The sequence below is a fragment of the Allobosea vaviloviae genome (genome assembly GCF_001298265.1).
Taxonomy (GTDB): Bacteria; Pseudomonadota; Alphaproteobacteria; order Rhizobiales; family Beijerinckiaceae; genus Allobosea; species Allobosea vaviloviae_B.
In genome coordinates this window covers 1-18,681 of the sequence record NZ_LGSZ01000053.1, presented here as the reverse complement: position 1 = coordinate 18,681, position 18,681 = coordinate 1, and the positions used below count along the sequence as shown (strand labels likewise).

Here is an 18,681-nt window from a genome sequence, read left to right as displayed (position 1 = left end):
CAGAAGGAACTATGAAATGGCTGAGTTTGCATTCCTGATTGAACTTAAGGCCAAGCCTGGAAAAGAAACGGAGGTTGAGGCGTTTCTTGAGAAAGAAGCGTCGCTGGTGAAAGACGAGCCTGGAACCTTGACGTGGCACGGCTCGAAGGTCGAAGGGGAACCGGGCCTTTATCGGGTGTTCGACTCGTTCGTCGATGAAGCTGCTGGCGAAGCCCATATGGCCGGCCCAGCAGGACAAGAGTTTGTCGAGAGGGCAGACGACTTGTTCATCGAGACCAAGGTCCTTCGCCTGCAGGTGGTCGCATACAAGTAAGGCCGCACGTTGGGTCTTGGTTGCCATCACTGACGTGATCTTGGGCGGCTTGGTGAAACGGAGATGCCAGCCGCCCATGTTCCAGCCCACCCTTCCCCAAAAGGACATTCAGTGGATAGGGGCCACCTTCGGCTGCTTGACGTCCAACGCCGGCGGGCAAACTAGAAGCAGACGTTCCATACGTCGGCCGCGAGCCACCAGCGGCTGCTCGACTGACAGGCTCTGGTCGGAGGGCCAGGTCTGGTGCAGTCCCGAGCGCCATGGCGCGATCACGGCGGTGATGAAGGCGCAGATCGACTGGATTCCGTTGGAGATCGGCGCCGTGCGCCCGACGCAGGGACGGACGCTGGCGGTGATGCAGGTCAGCGGCGGCTCGCAATCCTTCAACGCGGTCAACAGCCTGCGGCTGCTCGGGCGCTGGATGCGGATGATCACGATCCCCAACCAGTCCTCCGTCGCGAAGGCCTTTCAGGAGTTCGACGACGCCGACCGGATGAAGCCCTCGGCCTATTACGATCGCGTCGTCGACGTGATGGAGGAGCTGATCAAGTTCACCGTGCTGGCGCGCGACCGCGCCGCCTATCTCGTCGATCGCTACAGCGAGCGGCGCGCGGCGCAACCGGTGAGCGCCCCGGGGACGCTCACCGTCGAGACGCTCGCCACCGAGGCGATGCGACGCTAGGCGTCAGGCCATGTACTGACCGCCATTGACGGCGAAGGTGGCGCCGGTGGCGAAAGCGCCCTGCTCGGAGGCGAGAAACACCACCATGGCCGCGATCTCCTCGGGCTTGCCGAGGCGTCCGACCGGGATGCCGGCTATCACGCGCTGGAGAGCGGCTTCCGGCATCGCCGATACCATGTCGGTGCCGATATAGCCGGGCGTGATGGCGTTGACGGTGATGTTCTTGTTGGCGTTCTCCTGCGCCAGCGCCTTGACGAAGCCGATATCGCCGGCCTTGGCGGCGGAGTAGTTGACCTGGCCCATCTGGCCCTTCTGGCCGTTGATCGAGGAGATCACGATGATGCGGCCAAACGAGCGGGCGCGCATGCCCTCGATCACCGGGCGCGTCATGTTGAACAGCGAATCGAGATTGGTGCGGATGACGTCCGACCAGCTCTCCCGGGTCATCTTGTGGAAGAAGCCGTCGCGGGTGATGCCGGCATTGTTGACGAGGATGTCGATGGGCCCGATATCGGCCTCCACCTTGGCGATGCCTGCGGCGCAGGCGTCGTAGTCGCCGACATCCCATTTGAACACAGGTATGCCGGTTTCCGCCTGGAACTTGGCGGCCGCCTCGTCATTGCCGGCATAGCTGGCGGCGACCTTGTGGCCGGCCGCCTGCAGGGCCCGGCTGATCGCCGCCCCGATGCCGCGCGTTCCTCCCGTGACCAGCGCCACCTTCGTCATGCCCGTCCCTCCTCGATGGCGGTCTCAACGCCGCATTACTGTTCAGACAGTTTCAGATCGGGCGCATAGGCGCCGTCGATATCCTTGATAATGGCCTGACCGCAGATGACTCGGCCTTGCGCTGCATCAAATGTCAGGGACGGGTGCCCGTAAAGCACCCAGCCCCGGCTCAGCGCCTCCGAGACCCGATGACAGAAGGAGGCGTCATCGGGGCCGGTCAGGTAGCGGTAGAGCGTCGTCTGACGCGCCATGCCGGTCTCAGCGCTCCAGCGTCATCGCGACGCCCATGCCGCCGCCGATGCAGAGCGTGGCGAGGCCCTTCCTGGCGTCGCGCTTGCCCATCTCGTGCAGCAGCGTGACGAGCACGCGGGCACCCGAGGCGCCGATCGGGTGGCCGATCGCAATCGCGCCGCCATTGACGTTGACGATGTCGGGGTTCCAGCCGAGGTCCTTGTTGACGGCAAGCGCCTGCGCCGCGAAGGCCTCGTTGGCCTCGACGAGGTCGAGATCGGCGATCTTCCAGCCGGCCTTCTCCAGCGCCTTGCGCGTCGCGGGAATCGGGCCCGAGCCCATGATCGCGGGGTCGACGCCGGCGGTGGCCCAGGAGGCGATGCGGGCGAGCGGGGTCAGGCCGCGCTTCGCCGCTTCCTTGGCGGTCATGATGACGAGCGCTGCCGCACCGTCATTGATGCCCGAGGCGTTGCCGGCGGTGACGGTGCCGTCCTTGGAGAAGGCCGGACGCAGCTTGGCCATGGCCTCGATGGTCGCGCCGTGGCGGGGGTACTCGTCGGTATCGACGACGATGTCGCCCTTGCGGGTCGAGACGGTAAAGGGAACGATCTCGTCCTTGAACCTGCCGGCCTTCTGCGCAGCTTCCGCCTTGGTCTGCGAGCCGACGGCGAAGGCGTCCTGCTCCTCGCGGGTGATCTGCCATTTCGTCGCGACGTTCTCGGCGGTCGTGCCCATGTGATAGCCGTGGAAGGCGTCCCAGAGACCGTCCTTGAGCATGGTGTCGACGAATTTCAGGTCGCCCATCTTGGTGCCGGAGCGCAGATGGGCGGCATGCTGCGCCATCGACATCGATTCCTGGCCGCCAGCGACGATGATGTCGGCATCGCCATTGGCGATCTGCTGCAGGCCGATGGCGACCGTGCGCAGGCCGGAGCCGCAGAGCTGGTTCAGGCCCCAGGCCGTCTTCTCCTGCGGGATGCCGGCGGCCATGGCGGCCTGGCGGGCGGGGTTCTGGCCCTGGCCGGCGGTCAGGATCTGGCCGAGGATGACCTCGTCGACTTCAGCCCCATCGACCTTGGCGCGGGCGAGCGCTTCCTTGATTGCAGCCGCGCCGAGTTCGTGGGCGGGGGTGTTGGCGAAGGCGCCGTTGAAGGCGCCGACCGCGGTACGCGCCGCGCTGACGATCACGATGTCCGTATCGGCCATGGGAAAATTCCTTAGCTGGGTGGTGTGACGGTCCGCTCGCTGAAGGGGCCGCCTGTTCGGGGGCCACATTCGAAGCCCGCCGCGCCGCCGTCAAGTGAGCCAAAAGAGATCGCATCGCCGGAAGCTTGGGCGGTTCGGGTTTGCGTTGCCGCAAAGACGGGCAATCGCCGTCATGCTTTAGTCTTGTTTTTGCACCGCACGCTCAAAAAACTTGCGACGAACGTCGCAGTGGCTACGATCGTCGCAGATGAAACCGTTCAGCCTTCCCGCGCCGCGATCTTCGCTGCGCGGTACGTGCCAACGCGATGCAGGGTTCCGATGGCCAGCGACAAAGAACCGACCGTCATCAAGAAATACGCCAATCGCCGTCTCTACCATACGGGCACGAGTTCCTATGTGACGCTGGAAGACCTGGCCGGACTGGTGCGCGGCGGCGAGGATTTTGTCGTCTATGACGCGAAGTCCGGCGAGGACATCACCCGCTCGGTGCTGGCGCAGATCATCTTCGACGAGGAGGCCAAGGACGGCCAGAACCTGCTGCCGATCGCCTTCCTGCGCCAGCTTATCCGCTTCTATGGCGACAGCATGTCGGCGCTGGTGCCGCGCTATCTCGAATTCTCGATGGACAGCCTGACCAAGGACCAGGGCCAGTTCCGCGAGCAGATGACCAAGGCCTTCTCGGGCGGAGCGATCGGGGGCGGCGCGCTGGATGCGATCCAGGCGCAGACTCGCGCCAACATGACGATGTTCACCGAGGCCTTCCGGCTGTTCAACCCCTTCGCCGCGGCGGCCGCCGCCAAGGCGCAGGAGACGAGCACGGCCAGCGCCGCCAAGGGCGACGATCTCGGCGACCTCAAGCGCGAGCTCGGCGAGATGCGCGAGCGGCTGGACAAGCTCGCGAAGGGCAAGTGAAGCGCTGCATCTTCACGATCGAGTGAGGGTCGAGCCGAGTTCCGAGTGAGGCGTGGGCTTGACTCGGTCTTGGAGGTGCCCAGGCCTCTCTTAGAGGGAACAGGATACCGCCGCGGCGGTTTCGTGGAGCATGCTTCACTGAGGATGCTTCATGACTCCGCTCTCCCAAACGATTCGAACCCTCTCCACGGCTGTCCTGCTCGCGACCAGCGCGATGACGCCGGTGTTCGCGCAGACCGCGCCTGCCCCGGCCTCCGCCGTTCAGCCGACCGCCTCCAAGCCCGATGCCGACATGGCCGAGGTGCTGTCGGTCCTTGCCGGGCTCGGCGGCAAGCCGATCGAGTCCCTTGAGCCGAGCGAGGCGCGCAAGCAGCCCACGCCGACCGATGCGGTGATGAAGATCATCAAGGACAAGAAGCTCGATGTGAAGCCGCATGAAGGGCTGAAGGTCTCCAACCAGCGCTTCGCCGACATGGGCAGTTTGCGGACGCGCTGGTATGTGCCGGAGAACGCGACCAAGGAATCCAACCTCCCGATCATCGTGTTCTTCCGCGGCGGCGGCTGGGTCATCGCCGATCTCGACGTCTATGACGCGACATCGTCGGCACTGGCGCGGAAGACCGGCGCGGCCGTGGTCTCGGTCGACTATCCCATGGGCCCAGAGAACAAGTTCCCGGCCGCCCATGACGAGGCGATCGAGGCCTATCAATACGTGCTGAAGAACGCGCAGGGCTGGGGCTACAATCCCGGCAAGGTCGCTCTGGTCGGCGAAAGCGCCGGCGGCAATCTCGCGATCAATACGGCGATCGCCGCGCGCGAGCAGGGCCTGCCCAAGCCTGTCGCCATCGTCTCGGTCTATCCGGTGGCGACGACGTCGATGGACACGCCGTCAAAGAAGGAACAGGCCGCCGCCAAGCCGCTGAACACGCCGATGATGGCCTGGTTCGTGAAGCATGCCACCAATGGCGGCAGCGATACCCAGGACCCGCGCCTCAACCTCGTGGCCGCGGATCTGAAGGGCCTGCCGCCGGTCACGGTGATCAACGCCGAGATCGATCCGCTCAAGTCAGACGGCGACATGCTCGTCGCCAAGCTGAAGGAAGCCGGCGTCGAGACCACCCACCAGCTCTACACCGGCGTGACGCACGAGTTCTTCGGCATGGACGCGGTGGTGGCCAAGGCCAAGGAGGCTCAGGACTTCGCGGTCATGCAGATCAAGAAGGGCTTCGGCACCGGCATGTGACCGGGGCCTCCCGCTTCGCGTGGATGCCTGCGCGGCAGCCGCCCTGCCGGCCATGACGAAGGACGTCCCGCGTGCTGCACGCGGGACGTTTTCACATGCCGATCGCGCGCGCCTGCAGCGGGAGCGGTTTCGGGCACAACTCGGCCTTCCCCACCAGATGCCCCTGCAGATAGGTGACGCCCCAATCGGCGAGCATGCTGGCCTGGAGCTCGTCATCGACCCATTCGGCCACGGTCTCGACGTCGAGATGGCGGGCGAGGTCGATCAGGGTGCGGACATAGAAGCGGTCGTCGGTCGAGCGGCGCAGATTCTGGGTGAAGGTGCCGTCGATCTTCAAAACGTCGATCGGGAAGGCGCGCAAATGCCGCAGCGAGGTGTGGCCCGCGCCGAAATCGTCGATGGCGATGCGTGCGCCGCGCTCCTTGATCTGCCCGAGCAGCCGCGCGACCTTCAGCGGATTGTCGATCGTCGCGGTCTCGGTGACCTCGACGACGAGACGCTGGGCGATGCCGCGCGCGCTGCCCGTGCAGGCGAGGAAGGCGTCGAGCCATTCCGGATCGACCAGCGAGCGTGGCGAGACATTGATCGAGAGCGTCATGGCCGGATTGGTGGCGAGCAGCTCGACCGCCAGCTCCAGCACGCGATGGTCGAACAGCCGCACGAGTCCGCGACGCTCGAGCAAGGGCACCAGCTCGGCGGTGGCGAAGAAGGCACCGTCGCTGCCGAGGGCGACCCGCAGCAGGGCCTCGTGGAAGGCGACCTCGCGCGATTTCGCCCCAACGATCGGCTGCAGCGCGAGTTCGACGCGTCGCTCGTTCAGGGCTGCCAAAGCGCTGACATCGAAGCCGGGGCGCATGTCGGGGGGCTCGCGGCTCTCCTGCCGCCGCGCGATCACGGCGGCATCGCAGGCGGCGGCCTTGGCACCGCCCAGCGCGTTCTCCGCGGCGGAGAGCAAGGTGCCGGCGTGGCTGGAAATGTCGGGCGCGACGGCGGCCCCGACGCGCAGGCGCACAAGCGCGATGCCGCGCTGGGTCTCGATGGCGGTCTTCGCCACCGCCTTGATGAAGCGTCGCGCCGCGGCGTCAACCTGGCTGTGCGGGCAGCCGGTCAAGAGGATCGCGAAGCGATTGCTGGAATAGCGCACGAGATGGTCGCGCCGGCGCGTCACGGAGCGCAGCCGGTCCTGCACGGCTGAGATGATCTCGTCGGTGGCCTCGTGGCCGAAATCGTCGTTCAGCCGGGCGAGTTCGTCGATCGCGCCGACCAGCACGACGATGGCCCGATCTGCCGGCAGGTGCTCGGCCAGCGCCGAGCCGATGCGCTCCAGCAGGGCGGAGCGGTCGCCAAGATCGCCAGTCTGCGTCACCAGTTCGTCGGGTCGCACCTGGCGTTCCAGTCGCAATATGCCGCGAGCGCAGGCCGCGCGTCCATCCGTGCCGGAAAACCAGCGCCCGGCATCCTCGACCCACATCCTGCGGCCGGCGAGGTCGGCGGCGTAGCGCGTGCGGTAGATCACGCCCTCGCCCTGGTCCTGGCCTCCGGCGGAAAAGACCGCATCATAGCGGCTGCGGCCGCTGCCGGGCTCGACGAGGCCGGCGAAGCCGAGCCCCCGCGCCATGGCGCCTTCGGGGATCGGCCCGAGCACGTCGGCCGCATTGGGGCCCCAGGTCAAGGCATCGCTCTGGATGTCCCAGGTGTAGACGACTTCGCCGATCGAGGAGAGCAGGTTGCGCGGATCCACGCGGCTGTCGTCGCGAGCGTTGAAGATCGACGGCACGGGCATCGCTTGACGGCCTCGATGAGACGGGCAGCCCGGATCGCTCTGATGTGCCGGACCGCCCTGTCCGGACAGGGAGGGAATTGTTCCGAAACGATGCGACGCGTCGCCTTAATACACCGTTAAGGGTGGCCGGCGGATTGCAACTTTGCCCTTCGACGCAATCATTGCGTGTCGGAGTGGGACATGACGGATTCGGGATATCCGGAAGGGAGCGGCGAGCGCGCAACCGCGGGTTTCGCGATGCTGCTGCTGCAGCTTGCCGCCAGCCAAGCCGAGATCGGCCCCTTTGCCCGCCGCGAGCGCGAAACGCCGGATGTCGCGGCGCGGCTCTATCGGGCGGCTGCGATGCGGGCACGAATCGGCAACCCGCGCCGCGCCTGAAGGCTCTCGCGACGCTCGCAAACACACGGCCTTGGCATCGCGCACAGAAAAAGCCGGCCTCGCGGCCGGCTTGCAACGCTGCGTGCAGCGCCCCGAGGCTCGGACCCGAAGGTCTCAGGCCTCGGACTTGACCTTCAGCACCTGGCGGCCGCGATACATGCCCGACTTCAGGTCGACATGGTGCGGGCGGCGCAGTTCGCCGGAGTTCTTGTCTTCGATATAGGTGGGCTGCTTCAGCGCGTCGGCCGAGCGGCGCATGCCACGCTTCGACGGCGACGTCTTTCTCTTCGGAACGGCCATGATACTCTCCATCGTGCCGCCGCTCGGAAGCGCTGCCCTGAGGCCACGCCACCGCCACGACGACGGATCAATCTCGTGAGGCGTTGCCCATACACGCTGCCGGCCGCGATGGCTAGTGCTGAATCCTGATTTCAGCATCCTCCTCGGTCACTTCACCCGCGCCGTCATCCCGGGCGAAGCGCAGCGGAGACCCGGGATCCATGCCGGAACGGCTCAGGCATGGATTCCGGATCGGCGCCGCTTTCGCGGCTTGTCCGGAATGACGGAAAGGGTACTTCACCCCGGCACGGCGCAATCGCCCAGCGGCCCCAACTGCCCGACGCGGCGCTGGACCCGGCCGGCAGCCGATTGCAGGCCCCGGCTCGGCCGTGCGGGATTGCGCAGGATCGGATTGGGCAGCGCGCCGGCGAGCCTTGCGGCTTCAGCGGCGTTGAGGCGAGACGCGGGCTTGCCGAAATAGCGCTGGGCGGCGGCTTCGGCACCGTAGAGCCCTTCGCCCCATTCGGCGACGTTGAGATAGACCTCGATGACGCGCTGCTTGGGCCAGACGATGTCGATCGCCATGGCGAGAGGAATCTCCAGCGCCTTTCGCACATAGGAGCGGCCAGGCCAGAGGAAGACGTTCTTTGCGGTCTGCATCGTCAGCGTCGATGCGCCGCGCGACGGGCCGTCCTCATCCTCCAGCACGGTGTTGAGTTCGACCCAGTCGACGCCTGCATGGCTGCAGAAGCGCTGGTCTTCAGCCGCGATCACGGCGCGCACCAGCGTGGGCGAAATCTCCGTGAGCGGCACCCATTGACGCTCGACCGATTGGAAGGTCAGCCAGCGCCCGAGCATCAGGGTCGAGGGCACAGGCACGAACCGATAGAGGATCAGCGCGAGAGCCAGAGCCACGAGCAGGGCGAGCCCCGCCAGCCAGATCCAGCGCAGCGCGCGGATCAGGATGCTGCCCCGCCTTGGGACGCGCGCTGCCGCCATCTCCGTCATTCCCTGCGACATGCTCCCATTGGCTTGACGGTTTGTGCGCGCTCCGGCAAGCCCGGCCCGATCGGTCCCATCTTCGCTCGGGGATAAGCCGCCGGTGAGCGAACGCGAGGCCACCCCCATGAGTTCCGCCATGAGTTCCGCCCCATGAGTTCCGCCCAGCCCGGTGACGGCAATGACGACCTGGCATCGCGGCTGGCGCAAACCGCCGCCGAGATCGAGGCCCTGCTGGACGGCCTGCTGAAGGATACGGTGCGCGAGGGCGAGATCGCGCGACCGGCGCGGCTGCTGGCCGCGATGCGTCATGGCGCGCTCGGCGGCGGCAAGCGGCTGCGGCCCTTCCTGACGGTGGAGACGGCCCGGCTGTTGGGCGTCGCGCCCGCGCAGGCGCTGCGGGCGGGGGCTGCCGTCGAGCTCGTGCATTGCTACTCGCTGGTGCATGACGATCTGCCAGCGATGGATGACGACGACATCCGTCGGGGCCGGCCGACCGTGCACAAGGCCTATGACGAGGCCACCGCGATGCTGGCCGGCGACACGCTGCTGACGCTCGCCTTCGAGGTTCTGGCCGACCCGGACACACATGCGTCCGGCGATATCCGCGCCGCGCTGGTGCTGGCGCTCGCCCGCGCCTCCGGACTCGGCGGCATGGCGGGCGGGCAGATGCTCGATCTCGCGGCCGAGGGCCGCTTCGGGGCAGGCGCTGCCGCCACGCTCTCGGATGTCGAGATCCGCCGCTTGCAGGCGATGAAGACCGGCGCGCTGCTGGCGGCGAGCGTCGACATCGGCGCCGTTCTTGGAGGGGCTTCGGCCGAACAGCGCGCGGCTCTGGGGATCTATGGCCGGGCGCTGGGCGCCGCCTTCCAGGTCGCCGACGACATCCTCGACGTCGAGGCGAGCCCCGAGCAGTTGGGCAAGGCGACCGCGAAGGACCAGGGCAAGGGCAAGGGCACGCTGGTCCAGGCGCTGGGGCTGGATGCGGCGAAGCGGGAGCGCGACGGCTTGAGTGCGGCCGCGGTCGCGGCGCTGGCGGGGTTCGGGGCGGAGGCGGATGTGCTGCGCGCTGCGGCGCGGTTCGCGGCTGAGCGGGCGAGTTGAGGGAAGGCCTGGCTCGACACCCTTGTCGATCACGGGGTCATCCGGGCGGCCTTACCTGATGTAGCCGCTGAGGACCGGGGTTTCCACGCCCCGGATCTCCACCTGTTCGACCGGACAGGGTCTGGCCTTGCCGGCCGCATCCGCTGCTGCCCTGGCGAGGGCGTTTGGCGCCGGGTTGGCCTGCGCATCGACATAGGCGACCACGCAGGAGCCTTCCCGGCCGAGGCGCGTGACCATCAGGATCTGCGCTCGCCGGGCCGATGGCGGCGGCGATCCCTGCTCGATCATCTCCTGCCTCTGGCGGGCATCGAGCACCAGGACGCGGATGATCGCCGCATAGGGCTCGAAGACGCTGCCACGGGTCGTGCCGCGCCATTCGATCGTGGTCGTCTTGCCCGCGAGCTCGTCGATCGGGACCTGGCGGCCATCCGTCGGCGAGATTGCAGAGACTCGGCCCTTGTCGCGGCTGAAGTTCAGCGTCGCGCCAAAAGCCGGGAAGCCGACATTCAGGGTCCAGCCTGCAACCCCCACGCAGGAGAAGCCCTCCACGGGGGGCGGTGCAGACTTGCACGGCGGCTGATCGAGGTTGACGCGCGTATAGCGCGACGAGGGGGCACCCTGCGCCAAAGCCGGCGACGCCGCCAGCCAAGCCAACAGAGATGCGCTCACAACGGCATGGCGACAGGCTGTCATGGCCGGCTGTCCTTGCAGGCGCTGTCGCGTGCCGGAGAGAGCAGAAAGGTCGCATGACCCGGTCCGCCCAGAAGCCTGTCGTTCAGATCCGGCCCGGTCACGTCGTCGACGATCTTCAGCCGGCCTGGGTTCGAGAGGCGCATATTGCGGCCCACTTGCGTGATCAGCAATCCGGAGGCGCCGTCGGTATCCGGCTGGCATCTCAATGCGATGGGATCGGGTTCACAGCGCCCGCCTGCGCGCCAGACCTGCGGCTGGCCCCTGAGCCAGATATTCAGGCCGAATTCGATCTTGCCGGCCTCGTAGCGGGAGGTTTCAAGGCGCAGCCACAGACGGCGAACCTGCTGGCGGGGATGGTTGCGCAAATGCGCGGCGTCGTAGGTTCTGACGAAGCATCCCAACGGTACGGCGGCAGATGCCATGCCGGTGGGCGAGGCCATGCACATCGATGACAGCAGCAGCGCGCGCATGACACTGCCCAAATCCTGCTCCTGTCGCTTCAGCGTCGCTGTATGGCTCGCTCGTCTGCGATCATGATCGACCCATGGGCAATTGTGCAAGCGCCCTGATGCGGGGCGGTTCCGCAGCGCGCGAAGCCGATATCCGCGGCGTGCATTCCAAGAGGCGGCGACAGGGCGCGGGCGTGGCCTGCGCCGGATCACCTCTCAATTCAACGCCAGCGCCCGAACGCGTCCGCCAGCGTCTGGTTGCCCGAGACGCCCTTCTCGAAGGTGATGATGCCGCGCTTGCCCGAGGCGAAGCGGACGGGCACGTCGATCCAGCTTCGGTTGAGGATCAGGTCGGTGTTGCGCTCGACCTCGACAGGCACGTTCGAGAGCGCCGCGACGAAGAGGTTCTCGCCCAGCGCCGAATTGATCGCCGAGAGCGGCGCGCCGCGCTCGCCCTCCTCGGTCTTCAACTGCGGCACGCCGACCTCGCGCACGGCCTCCGTCGCCGGGTCGCCCGTCGAGGTGAAGCGCATGCCGATGATGTGCGAGGCGGGGAAGGCCGAATCGGTGTTGCGGCGGATGGTGAAGTCGAGCGACAGGCCGATCTCGGCGATGTCGACGGTGGCGCGCACGATCGTCTCGACCGGGCGGCCCTGGCCGACGCTTTCGCTGTCGAGCCGCCAGAACACGCGGCCGTTGATGGCGCGCGGCGCCTGCGGGCTGTTGGGGTCCTCGGTGTAGAGGATGGCGCGCTGCGCGACCGCGATCTCCTGCGAAGGGGCCGTCGTCGAGGTGCTGCCGCTGCCAGGCCGCGTCGCGGGGGCGGCCGAACCGGCCTCGCCGACGCGCTCGTTGATCTTGCCGGCATTGTCGGCCTGGGCCGGCTGGTTCGGCGTCTCGACGCGCGGACGCGCGACGGTTTCCGGCCTGACCTTGTTGACGTAGTAGGCGGCGACGGCGATAGCCGCGACCGCGATGGCGACGCCGGTCGCGACGATCGCCGTGCGAAGATGCCCGGGCTTGACCCGCTTCTCGCGCGGCGGGGCGAGGCGCGGGCGCATCTGCTGCGGCTCGGCCGGCTCCGGCAGGGCGTCGTCATAGCGCGCATCATCGGGCAGCGGCTCGACTTGCGCCTGTGCAGGTTGCGCCTGTGCAGGCGGCTGGGGCCGCGGCGCGGGTTTGGGCGGCTGGATCGGCAGGGGCGCGGGAAACGAAGAGGGCGGCTGCGGCTCGGCCAGCGGCGGGCGCGGTAGTGTCTCGATGTCCAGCCGCGGCGGGGTGGTGTCGTAATCGGCCTCGATCCGCGCCACGGCCTCGTCGAGCGACAGCCGCTCGCGCATGATCTCGGCCTCGCCGAGCGGCGGGTCGAGACTGCGGAGCTGGGTCACGAGGGCTGCCCTGGCGCGCTCGTAGATGGCTTGGCGCGCCGCCGGCGATGTCTCGGGAAGCCCGGCAACCGCTCGCGCCAGGATGGGATAGAAGTCGGCCATTGGCCTCACTTGTCGTTGTTGGGCGCCCGCGTCAACTCTGGAAAGGCCGGCGCGCTTCAAAGACCGGCAACTTTTGAAGGGCGTCAGCTCCGGAAGATCGACACTCCGTCATGCCGGCTCACGCTTCGAACGGATTATGCACCAGGATGGTGTCGTCGCGCTCGGGGCTGGTCGAGAGCACGGCGACGCTCGCGCCGATCAGTTCCTCGATGCGGCGGACATATTTGATCGCCTGCGCCGGCAGATCGGCCCAGGAACGGGCGCCCGCCGTCGAGCCTTCCCAGCCTTCGATCGTCTCGTAGACGGGCTCGACACGGGCCTGGTCGCTCTGGCCGGCCGGCAGGTGCTCAAGGATCTCGCCATCGAGCCTGTAGCCGATGCAGACCTTGATCTCCTTGAAGCCGTCGAGGATGTCGAGCTTGGTCAGGGCGATGCCGTCGATGCCCGAGGTCTTCACGGTCTGACGCACCAGGCAGGCGTCGAACCAGCCGCAGCGGCGCTTGCGGCCGGTGACGACGCCGAATTCCTTGCCCTTCTGGCCGATCAGCTCGCCGATCTCGTCGAAGAGTTCGGTCGGGAAGGGGCCTTCGCCGACGCGGGTGGTGTAGGCCTTGGCGATGCCCAGCACATAGCCGACCGCCGATGGGCCGAGGCCCGAGCCTGTCGCGGCCTGGCCGGCGACGATGTTCGACGAGGTCACGAAGGGGTAGGTGCCGTGGTCGACATCGAGCAGAGCACCCTGCGCGCCCTCGAACAGGATGCGCTTTCCGGCGCGACGCTGCGCGTCGAGCAGCGCCCAGACCGTGTCGGCATAGGGCAGGACCTGCGGGGCGATCTCCTTGAGCTGGTCGAGCAGCTCGGCGCCGTTCACCTCGGCGATGCCAAGCCCCCGGCGCAGCGCGTTGTGATGAGCCAGCAGCCGCTCGATCTTGGCCTCGAGGATCGCGGGGTCCTTCAGGTCGATGACGCGGATGGCGCGGCGGCCGACCTTGTCCTCATAGGCCGGGCCGATGCCGCGCTTGGTCGTGCCGATCTTCAGGCCGGCATTGGAGGTCTCGCGGAAATGGTCGAGCTCGCGATGCAGCGGCAGGATCAGCGTGGCATTGTCGGCGAGGCGCAGGTTCTCAGGGCTGATCGCGACGCCCTGTGCGCGCAGCCGGGCGATTTCCTCGACGAGATGCCAGGGATCGACCACGACGCCGTTGCCGATGACCGAGAGCTTGCCGCCGCGCACGATGCCCGAGGGCAAAAGCGACAGCTTGTAGACGTTCCCGTCGATGACCAGCGTGTGGCCGGCATTGTGCCCGCCCTGGAATCGCACCACCACATCGGCCTGGCTCGACAGCCAGTCGACGATCTTGCCCTTGCCCTCGTCGCCCCACTGGGCGCCGACCACCACCACATTTGCCATGGTTAGGGGTTCCTGCCTGTCTTGCTCGTGTCGTTTTCCGGCAAGCGCCGCGCATGAAAAACCCCGGCGCAAGACCGGGGTTCCAAGGCAGGTTCTTGCAGGCCCTCATGAGCCAACCGCGCGCCAAGGTCAAGCTTTGCGCGCATGGATGGCGGCGCCGCCAGGGTGTAGAACAGGATGCGGGCGCCATGACCACGCCGCGCTGGCAGGCTTCATGCTTGCCTCGCGGGGCTGTGGTCGATGGCCCGAATCACGGATGCGCGCGACGGCGCCAAGGGGATATGAAGACGATGACGAGCGAACTCGACGCCTGGCTCGACCGGCACCATGCCGCCTTCACCGAGATCCGTCGCGACATCCATGCCCATCCCGAACTCGGCCTCGAAGAGCATCGCACGGCGGCGCTGGTGGCGAAGCATCTGCGCGAATGGGGCGTCGAGGTCACTGAAGGGGTCGGCGGCACCGGCGTCGTCGGCGTCATCCGTGGACGCCGTCCCGGCCAGAGGGCGGTGGGGCTGCGCGCCGACATGGACTGCCTCGCGCTGGTCGAGGACACCGGCCTGCCCTATGCCTCGACCACGCCCGGCAAGATGCACGCCTGCGGCCATGACGGCCACACCACCATGCTGCTCGGCGCGGCGCGCTATCTCGCGGAGAACCCCGATTTCGGCGGCACGGCGATCCTGATCTTCCAGCCGGCGGAGGAGGGGCGCGGCGGCGCCAATGCGATGCTGGCGGACGGTCTGTTCGAGCGCTTCCCCTGCGACGCCATCTATGGGCTGCACAACACGCCGGGCCTGCCGGCCTCGCATTTCGGCACGGCGGTCGGGCCGTTCCTGGCCTCGGCCGATAGCTGGGAGGTGACCTTCCGTGGCGTCGGCGGGCATGGCGGCTCGCAGCCGCATCTCTCGACCGACATCACCTATGCGCAGGCGCAGTTCGTGCTGGGCCTGCAGGGCATCGTCGGCCGCAATGTGCCGCCGCTCGACACGGCGGTGATCAGCGTCGGCTACATCCATGGCGGCGACGTCAACGCATCCAACGTCATCCCCTCCGAACTCGTGCTCGGCGGCACGGCGCGGACCTACTCTGCCGAGATTCGCGACACGATCGAGCGCCGCATCGGCGAACTCGCAAGCGCGACGGCGCTGGCCTGGGGCTGCCGGGCGGAAGCCACCTATCATCGCGGGACGAGCCCGCTGATCAACAAGGCCGAGCAGGTCGAGGTCGCGGTCGCCGCGGCTTCCGCCTCTGTCGGTGCCGCCCATGTCGATGCCAAGCTGCGGCCGGGCACCGGCGGCGAGGATTTCGCCGAGATGATGCTGATCAAGCCCGGCGCCTTCATGCGCATCGGCAACGGGGTCGCGGCGGACGGTTCGTTCAAGGGCCTGCACACGCCGCTCTACGACTTCAACGACGCGATCATCCCCGACGGCATCCGCTACTGGGTCAATGTCGTCGCGGAGGAACTGGGGATGCAGCCGCAGGCGGTCGCAGCGTAGGCGACCTGCACGCAAACAGGCGGTCCCCATCGGTCGTCAAGCACGCGTCATCCCGGCCGAAGCGAAGCGGAGAGCCGGGATCCATTCCGGAACGGTTCAGGCATGGATCCCGGATCGGCGCCGCTTCGCGGCTGGTCCGGGATGACGGCGCAGAGGTCGAGCGGATTCGACCGGCGCAAGCTCTGCACGACAATGATCGCGCAGGGCTCCCCTCCATTCCTGTTGGTTGCGCGCCTGCTGCGGGAGGCTGTAAGCGGCACCTCTGCGCCAACCAGCCGGTGACCCCATGCAATCGCTCGCCATCTCGACGCTCACCATCTGCGGCATCGAGGAACTGCCCACCCACAGCGTCCGCCGCGTCAGCCATGTGCTGTCGCTGCTCGATCCCGGCCTGCCGGAGATCGACGCCTTCGGCACCTATGGCGAGCACCATCGCGTGACGCTGCGCTTCCACGACATCCTGGGCCCGTCGCAGGGCATGACCCCGCCTCAGCCTGGTCATGTCGAACAGATCCTGCAATTCGGCGAGGGGCTGCGCGAGGGTGTGGGCGATCGCGTCGAGGGCCATCTCCTCGTCCATTGCCATATGGGCATCTCGCGCTCGACGGCGGCGATGCTGATGCTGATGGCGCAAAACGATGCCGAAGCTGACGAGGACGCGCTGTTCGAGCGCCTGCGCGGCGTGCGCCCGCAGGCCTGGCCGAATTCGGTGATGATCGCCTTCGCCGACGCGCAGCTTGGACGCGGCGGGCGGCTGACCGAGGCGCTGCGCCGGCATTACGGCCACCAGCTCAAGGTCCAGCCGCAATACACCGACTGGATGACGCGGCTGGGGCGCGGGCGCGAGCTGGCGATGGCGGTGTGAAGGCCTCGGGGCGTCATGCTCGGGCTTGACCCGAGCATCACCTGATCAGGAGGCGCCGGTGTCTTATCCGGCGAGAGATTCTCGGGCCTGCGCTTCGCTTCGCCCGAGAATGACGCGGCCTCAGCCGCCCTTCGTTTCGCCGGCCGGCGACCACGGCAGCGGGGCTGGCCTCGGCATAGGCTGCTGCTGATAGGTGACCTCGCGATCCCCCGGCCATTTGATGCGGTAGGAGACCTTGATCTCCTTTTCCGCCCCCGGCGCGAGGTCGAAGGTCCAGGCCGAGATGCCGCGCTTGTCGCCGACCTGCTTTTCCGTCGGCGGCGTGGTCTGGGCGGCGATGGTCTCGACGGTGATCGCGGAGCTTTCCGAGAAGGGGATGCGTTCGGTCACGGTCACCTTGACGGCTTGCGCATGCAGGCTCTTCACCACCGTCCTGAACTCGCGCAGGTCGGTGCGGGTCTGGCCGAGCCAGGTCGGCTCGTTCTCGCGGCGGCGCACGGGTGCGCGCGACACCTTGAGCTTGTCGTCGGCGCCGAAGCCGAGCTCGACCTTGTCGCCGGGCGCCACCAGCCCGATCCGGCCACGCCCGATATAGGTGCCGTCGCGATGCAGCGCGACCGTGCCGGGCAACAGCGCTGCAGGATCGTCATGGGTGAAGGCGGCCTCGAGATAGGCGGTTTCCTCGATCTCGGGCGTGATGCGGGCCGAGAGCATGGGTTCGGCCTTGTTCTGGCTCAGAACAACGGTCTTGGAGGAGCCGTCCTGCGGGATCGAGACGCGGCCGGGGACCTGGAAGCTCGCCTGATAAGCTGACGCCTCGACCTGCGCGGTCTGGATTTCGGCGGGACGGGCGGCCGGAATGTTGCGGGCGCTCGCCTCGGCCTCGGCGTCCGCCGCCTTGGCCGCACGGGCGGGGCTCGGAGCCAGGGCGGGCGGCGCGCTGCCAATGTTGCGGCCGCGCATCAAGTCGGACGTGATCGGCTCGAAGAACATCACCTGCATCGGCGCAAGCTCAGGCGCGCGGGTGCCGCCGGCCGCGCGCGTCGTCGAGAGCGTCAGCGCGACATCGCTCCAGTCCTCGCCGGTGCGCTGGCGCAGTTCTGCCCGCCGGACGAGGTCGATCGCCGGCTTCTCCGCACCGCTGCCGGTGGAGAGCCTCGCCTCGTATTGCGGCGTCCAGCCGGCGCCGCCGACGCGATAGGTTACGGCGAATTCGGCCGCGACGGGCGCCGTCGCCTCGACGGCGATGGCGATGTCGCGCTTGGGCGCGCCGGTGCGCAGGGGGGCCGGGGCGGCCCGCTCCAGCGTGGCGATCTCGACATCCACCTCGTCGAGGCGGATTTTGTTGCCGCGCAGCTCCTCATGGACCTTGAGCAGCGCGGTGCCGATGGTGTCAAAGACCGCGACCCAATCGGTGATTGGCAGGGCCTTGCTCTCCGAGCCGAGCTTGTCGGGCGTGGTCTGGGCGAAGCGCTCGATGGCGGCGCGCTTGGTCTCGATCGCGCTGACGCGGCCGGCCAGAACGCCGCGCTCCTCGCGCAAAACCCTGAGCTTCGCCTGAATCACCGGATCCAGGCCGGGCGGGCGGGTCTCGCCTGGCGTCAGGCGGACATCGACCGAGCCGACCGAAAAGCTGCCATTGCCGGATCCTGGGGCAAAGCTCTTGCCCTCGACGCGGATCGAAGCCGGGTCGACCGTCGCCGGCAGGCCACGCAGGACGATCTGGGAGGCGCCTTGCAGCAGGTCCGCCTTGCCCAGGCGCGTCACCACCGCGCCGTCGGGATAGACGGTGACGCGCTCGATGCGGGAGGCCAGTTCCGTCTCGGCCGCGCCGGCCAGGCTCGGGGCGAGAAACAGGGCGGCGGCAAGTCTGGTCATCATCTGTGCTATCCCCTCCGACAATCACGAGGCCGTGATAGGCAGGTCTGATTTCGGCGCGGCCAAGGCTGAATTGGGCCGGACTGGGGATAGCGTCATCCAATGCCTGCCGCGCGGCATCCTGCATTTGAGGGAGGCAGGAGGCTAAATGGCTCTGCCAGCGGCCCGACGCCTTTCCAGACATGCGAAAGCCCGGCCGCAACGGGCCGGGCTTCGTTGGTGGCGTCGGCTTGGGCGCGGCCGGTTCTAGAACTCTTCCCAGCCGGAGTCGCTGGCGCGGCTGTTGGCGACCTTCTTGGCCGGTGCGCGGGACTGGACGAAGGCGGTCTCGGCGAGCTGGCGCAGGCGGGCCGGTTCCGACGGAGCGGGCTCGACGGCGGGCCTGACCAGAACGGGAGCGGCGGGCGCATGGCTTGGTGCGCTGCCAGCCATTCCCGCGCCCTCGTTCCCGGTCCTGAAGGCCGCGACCAGCGCGTTCAGCTGAGCGATGCGGGAGGAGAGCGAGCCGGCCGAAGCTGCGCTCTGCTCGGAGAGGGC

At 67.8% G+C, this 18,681-nt stretch carries 18 protein-coding genes and 2 pseudogenes; 8 read left to right on the top strand and 12 right to left on the bottom strand.

What is annotated here, in order from left to right; translation table 11 throughout:
- Positions 1-16 precede the first annotated feature (16 nt).
- Together AE618_RS20390 and AE618_RS20385 are read left to right on the top strand one after the other, a co-directional pair.
- Positions 17-313, top strand: a complete 297-nt coding sequence (locus AE618_RS20390) for a putative quinol monooxygenase (RefSeq protein WP_054210922.1) — start codon at positions 17-19, stop codon at positions 311-313.
- 223 nt (positions 314-536) lie between these two features.
- A pseudogene (locus tag AE618_RS20385) lies at positions 537-995 on the top strand (NAD(P)H-dependent oxidoreductase); the annotation flags it as partial.
- A gap of 3 nt (positions 996-998) precedes the next feature.
- Here AE618_RS20385 and phbB read toward each other — a convergent pair.
- Genes phbB through AE618_RS20370 form a run of 3 tightly spaced genes read right to left on the bottom strand, consistent with a single transcriptional unit; the run spans position 999 to position 3,158 of the window.
- Complete coding sequence (gene phbB / locus AE618_RS20380) at positions 999-1,721, bottom strand: acetoacetyl-CoA reductase (protein ID WP_054210921.1); 723 nt, start codon at positions 1,719-1,721, stop codon at positions 999-1,001.
- A gap of 35 nt (positions 1,722-1,756) precedes the next feature.
- Complete coding sequence (locus tag AE618_RS20375; RefSeq protein ID WP_054210920.1) at positions 1,757-1,972, bottom strand: DUF1737 domain-containing protein; 216 nt, start codon at positions 1,970-1,972, stop codon at positions 1,757-1,759.
- Between the two features lie 7 nt (positions 1,973-1,979).
- Positions 1,980-3,158, bottom strand: coding sequence for an acetyl-CoA C-acetyltransferase (locus AE618_RS20370; protein WP_054210919.1), 1,179 nt, complete (start codon positions 3,156-3,158; stop codon positions 1,980-1,982).
- Between the two features lie 318 nt (positions 3,159-3,476).
- Between AE618_RS20370 and phaR the strand changes: the two genes are divergently transcribed.
- Both phaR and AE618_RS20360 read left to right on the top strand, forming a co-directional pair.
- A complete protein-coding gene (gene phaR, locus AE618_RS20365) occupies positions 3,477-4,070 on the top strand; it encodes a polyhydroxyalkanoate synthesis repressor PhaR (protein ID WP_054210918.1) in 594 nt (197 codons plus the stop codon).
- A gap of 151 nt (positions 4,071-4,221) precedes the next feature.
- Entirely contained in the window at positions 4,222-5,313 is a 1,092-nt protein-coding gene (locus AE618_RS20360) for an alpha/beta hydrolase (RefSeq protein ID WP_197280841.1), read from the top strand.
- Positions 5,314-5,404: 91 nt separating this feature from the next.
- On the opposite strand, the gene AE618_RS20355 is transcribed toward AE618_RS20360, so the two are convergent.
- On the bottom strand, positions 5,405-7,096 hold the full coding sequence (locus AE618_RS20355) for a bifunctional diguanylate cyclase/phosphodiesterase (protein WP_054210917.1): 1,692 nt from the start codon (positions 7,094-7,096) through the stop codon (positions 5,405-5,407).
- A gap of 180 nt (positions 7,097-7,276) precedes the next feature.
- On the opposite strand from AE618_RS20355, the gene AE618_RS20350 reads away from it, so the two are divergent.
- Positions 7,277-7,474: a hypothetical protein gene (locus AE618_RS20350; protein WP_054210916.1), complete on the top strand. Its 198-nt coding sequence runs from the start codon at positions 7,277-7,279 to the stop codon at positions 7,472-7,474.
- A gap of 114 nt (positions 7,475-7,588) precedes the next feature.
- Here AE618_RS20350 and rpmF read toward each other — a convergent pair whose 3' ends face one another.
- On the bottom strand, positions 7,589-7,774 hold the full coding sequence (rpmF, locus tag AE618_RS20345; protein ID WP_054210915.1) for a 50S ribosomal protein L32: 186 nt from the start codon (positions 7,772-7,774) through the stop codon (positions 7,589-7,591).
- A 276-nt stretch (positions 7,775-8,050) separates the two neighbouring features.
- Positions 8,051-8,752, bottom strand: a complete 702-nt coding sequence (gene mtgA / locus AE618_RS20340; RefSeq protein WP_248310959.1) for a monofunctional biosynthetic peptidoglycan transglycosylase — start codon at positions 8,750-8,752, stop codon at positions 8,051-8,053.
- Between the two features lie 153 nt (positions 8,753-8,905).
- Here mtgA and AE618_RS20335 point away from each other — a divergent pair, with 153 nt between their 5' ends.
- Positions 8,906-9,856, top strand: coding sequence for a polyprenyl synthetase family protein (locus AE618_RS20335; RefSeq protein WP_082365425.1), 951 nt, complete (start codon positions 8,906-8,908; stop codon positions 9,854-9,856).
- A gap of 51 nt (positions 9,857-9,907) precedes the next feature.
- Here AE618_RS20335 and AE618_RS20330 read toward each other — a convergent pair whose 3' ends face one another.
- From AE618_RS20330 to AE618_RS20315, 4 genes are all read right to left on the bottom strand, one after another.
- Positions 9,908-10,549, bottom strand: a complete 642-nt coding sequence (locus tag AE618_RS20330) for a hypothetical protein (protein WP_156330390.1) — start codon at positions 10,547-10,549, stop codon at positions 9,908-9,910.
- Complete coding sequence (locus AE618_RS20325; RefSeq protein WP_054210913.1) at positions 10,546-11,019, bottom strand: hypothetical protein; 474 nt, start codon at positions 11,017-11,019, stop codon at positions 10,546-10,548. Before AE618_RS20325 ends, AE618_RS20330 begins: the two co-directional genes overlap by 4 nt.
- A gap of 200 nt (positions 11,020-11,219) precedes the next feature.
- Positions 11,220-12,488: a hypothetical protein gene (locus AE618_RS20320; RefSeq protein ID WP_054210912.1), complete on the bottom strand. Its 1,269-nt coding sequence runs from the start codon at positions 12,486-12,488 to the stop codon at positions 11,220-11,222.
- A gap of 118 nt (positions 12,489-12,606) precedes the next feature.
- Positions 12,607-13,899: an adenylosuccinate synthase gene (locus AE618_RS20315; RefSeq protein WP_054210911.1), complete on the bottom strand. Its 1,293-nt coding sequence runs from the start codon at positions 13,897-13,899 to the stop codon at positions 12,607-12,609.
- A gap of 290 nt (positions 13,900-14,189) precedes the next feature.
- Here AE618_RS20315 and AE618_RS20310 point away from each other — a divergent pair, with 290 nt between their 5' ends.
- Both AE618_RS20310 and AE618_RS20305 read left to right on the top strand, forming a co-directional pair.
- The gene (locus AE618_RS20310; RefSeq protein ID WP_054211014.1) at positions 14,190-15,401 is read left to right on the top strand and encodes an amidohydrolase; all 1,212 of its coding nucleotides are present in this window, start codon (positions 14,190-14,192) and stop codon (positions 15,399-15,401) included.
- Positions 15,402-15,687: 286 nt separating this feature from the next.
- Positions 15,688-16,266 carry a tyrosine phosphatase family protein gene (locus AE618_RS20305; RefSeq protein WP_054210910.1) on the top strand — a complete coding sequence of 193 codons (579 nt, stop codon included), beginning with the start codon at positions 15,688-15,690 and terminating at the stop codon, positions 16,264-16,266.
- Between the two features lie 120 nt (positions 16,267-16,386).
- Here the strand turns inward: AE618_RS20305 and AE618_RS20300 are convergent, their stop codons facing one another.
- Both AE618_RS20300 and AE618_RS28550 read right to left on the bottom strand, forming a co-directional pair.
- Positions 16,387-18,147, bottom strand: a complete 1,761-nt coding sequence (locus tag AE618_RS20300) for a mucoidy inhibitor MuiA family protein (protein WP_054210909.1) — start codon at positions 18,145-18,147, stop codon at positions 16,387-16,389.
- Positions 18,148-18,390: 243 nt separating this feature from the next.
- Positions 18,391-18,681 (bottom strand): annotated as a pseudogene (locus AE618_RS28550) (hypothetical protein); the annotation flags it as partial.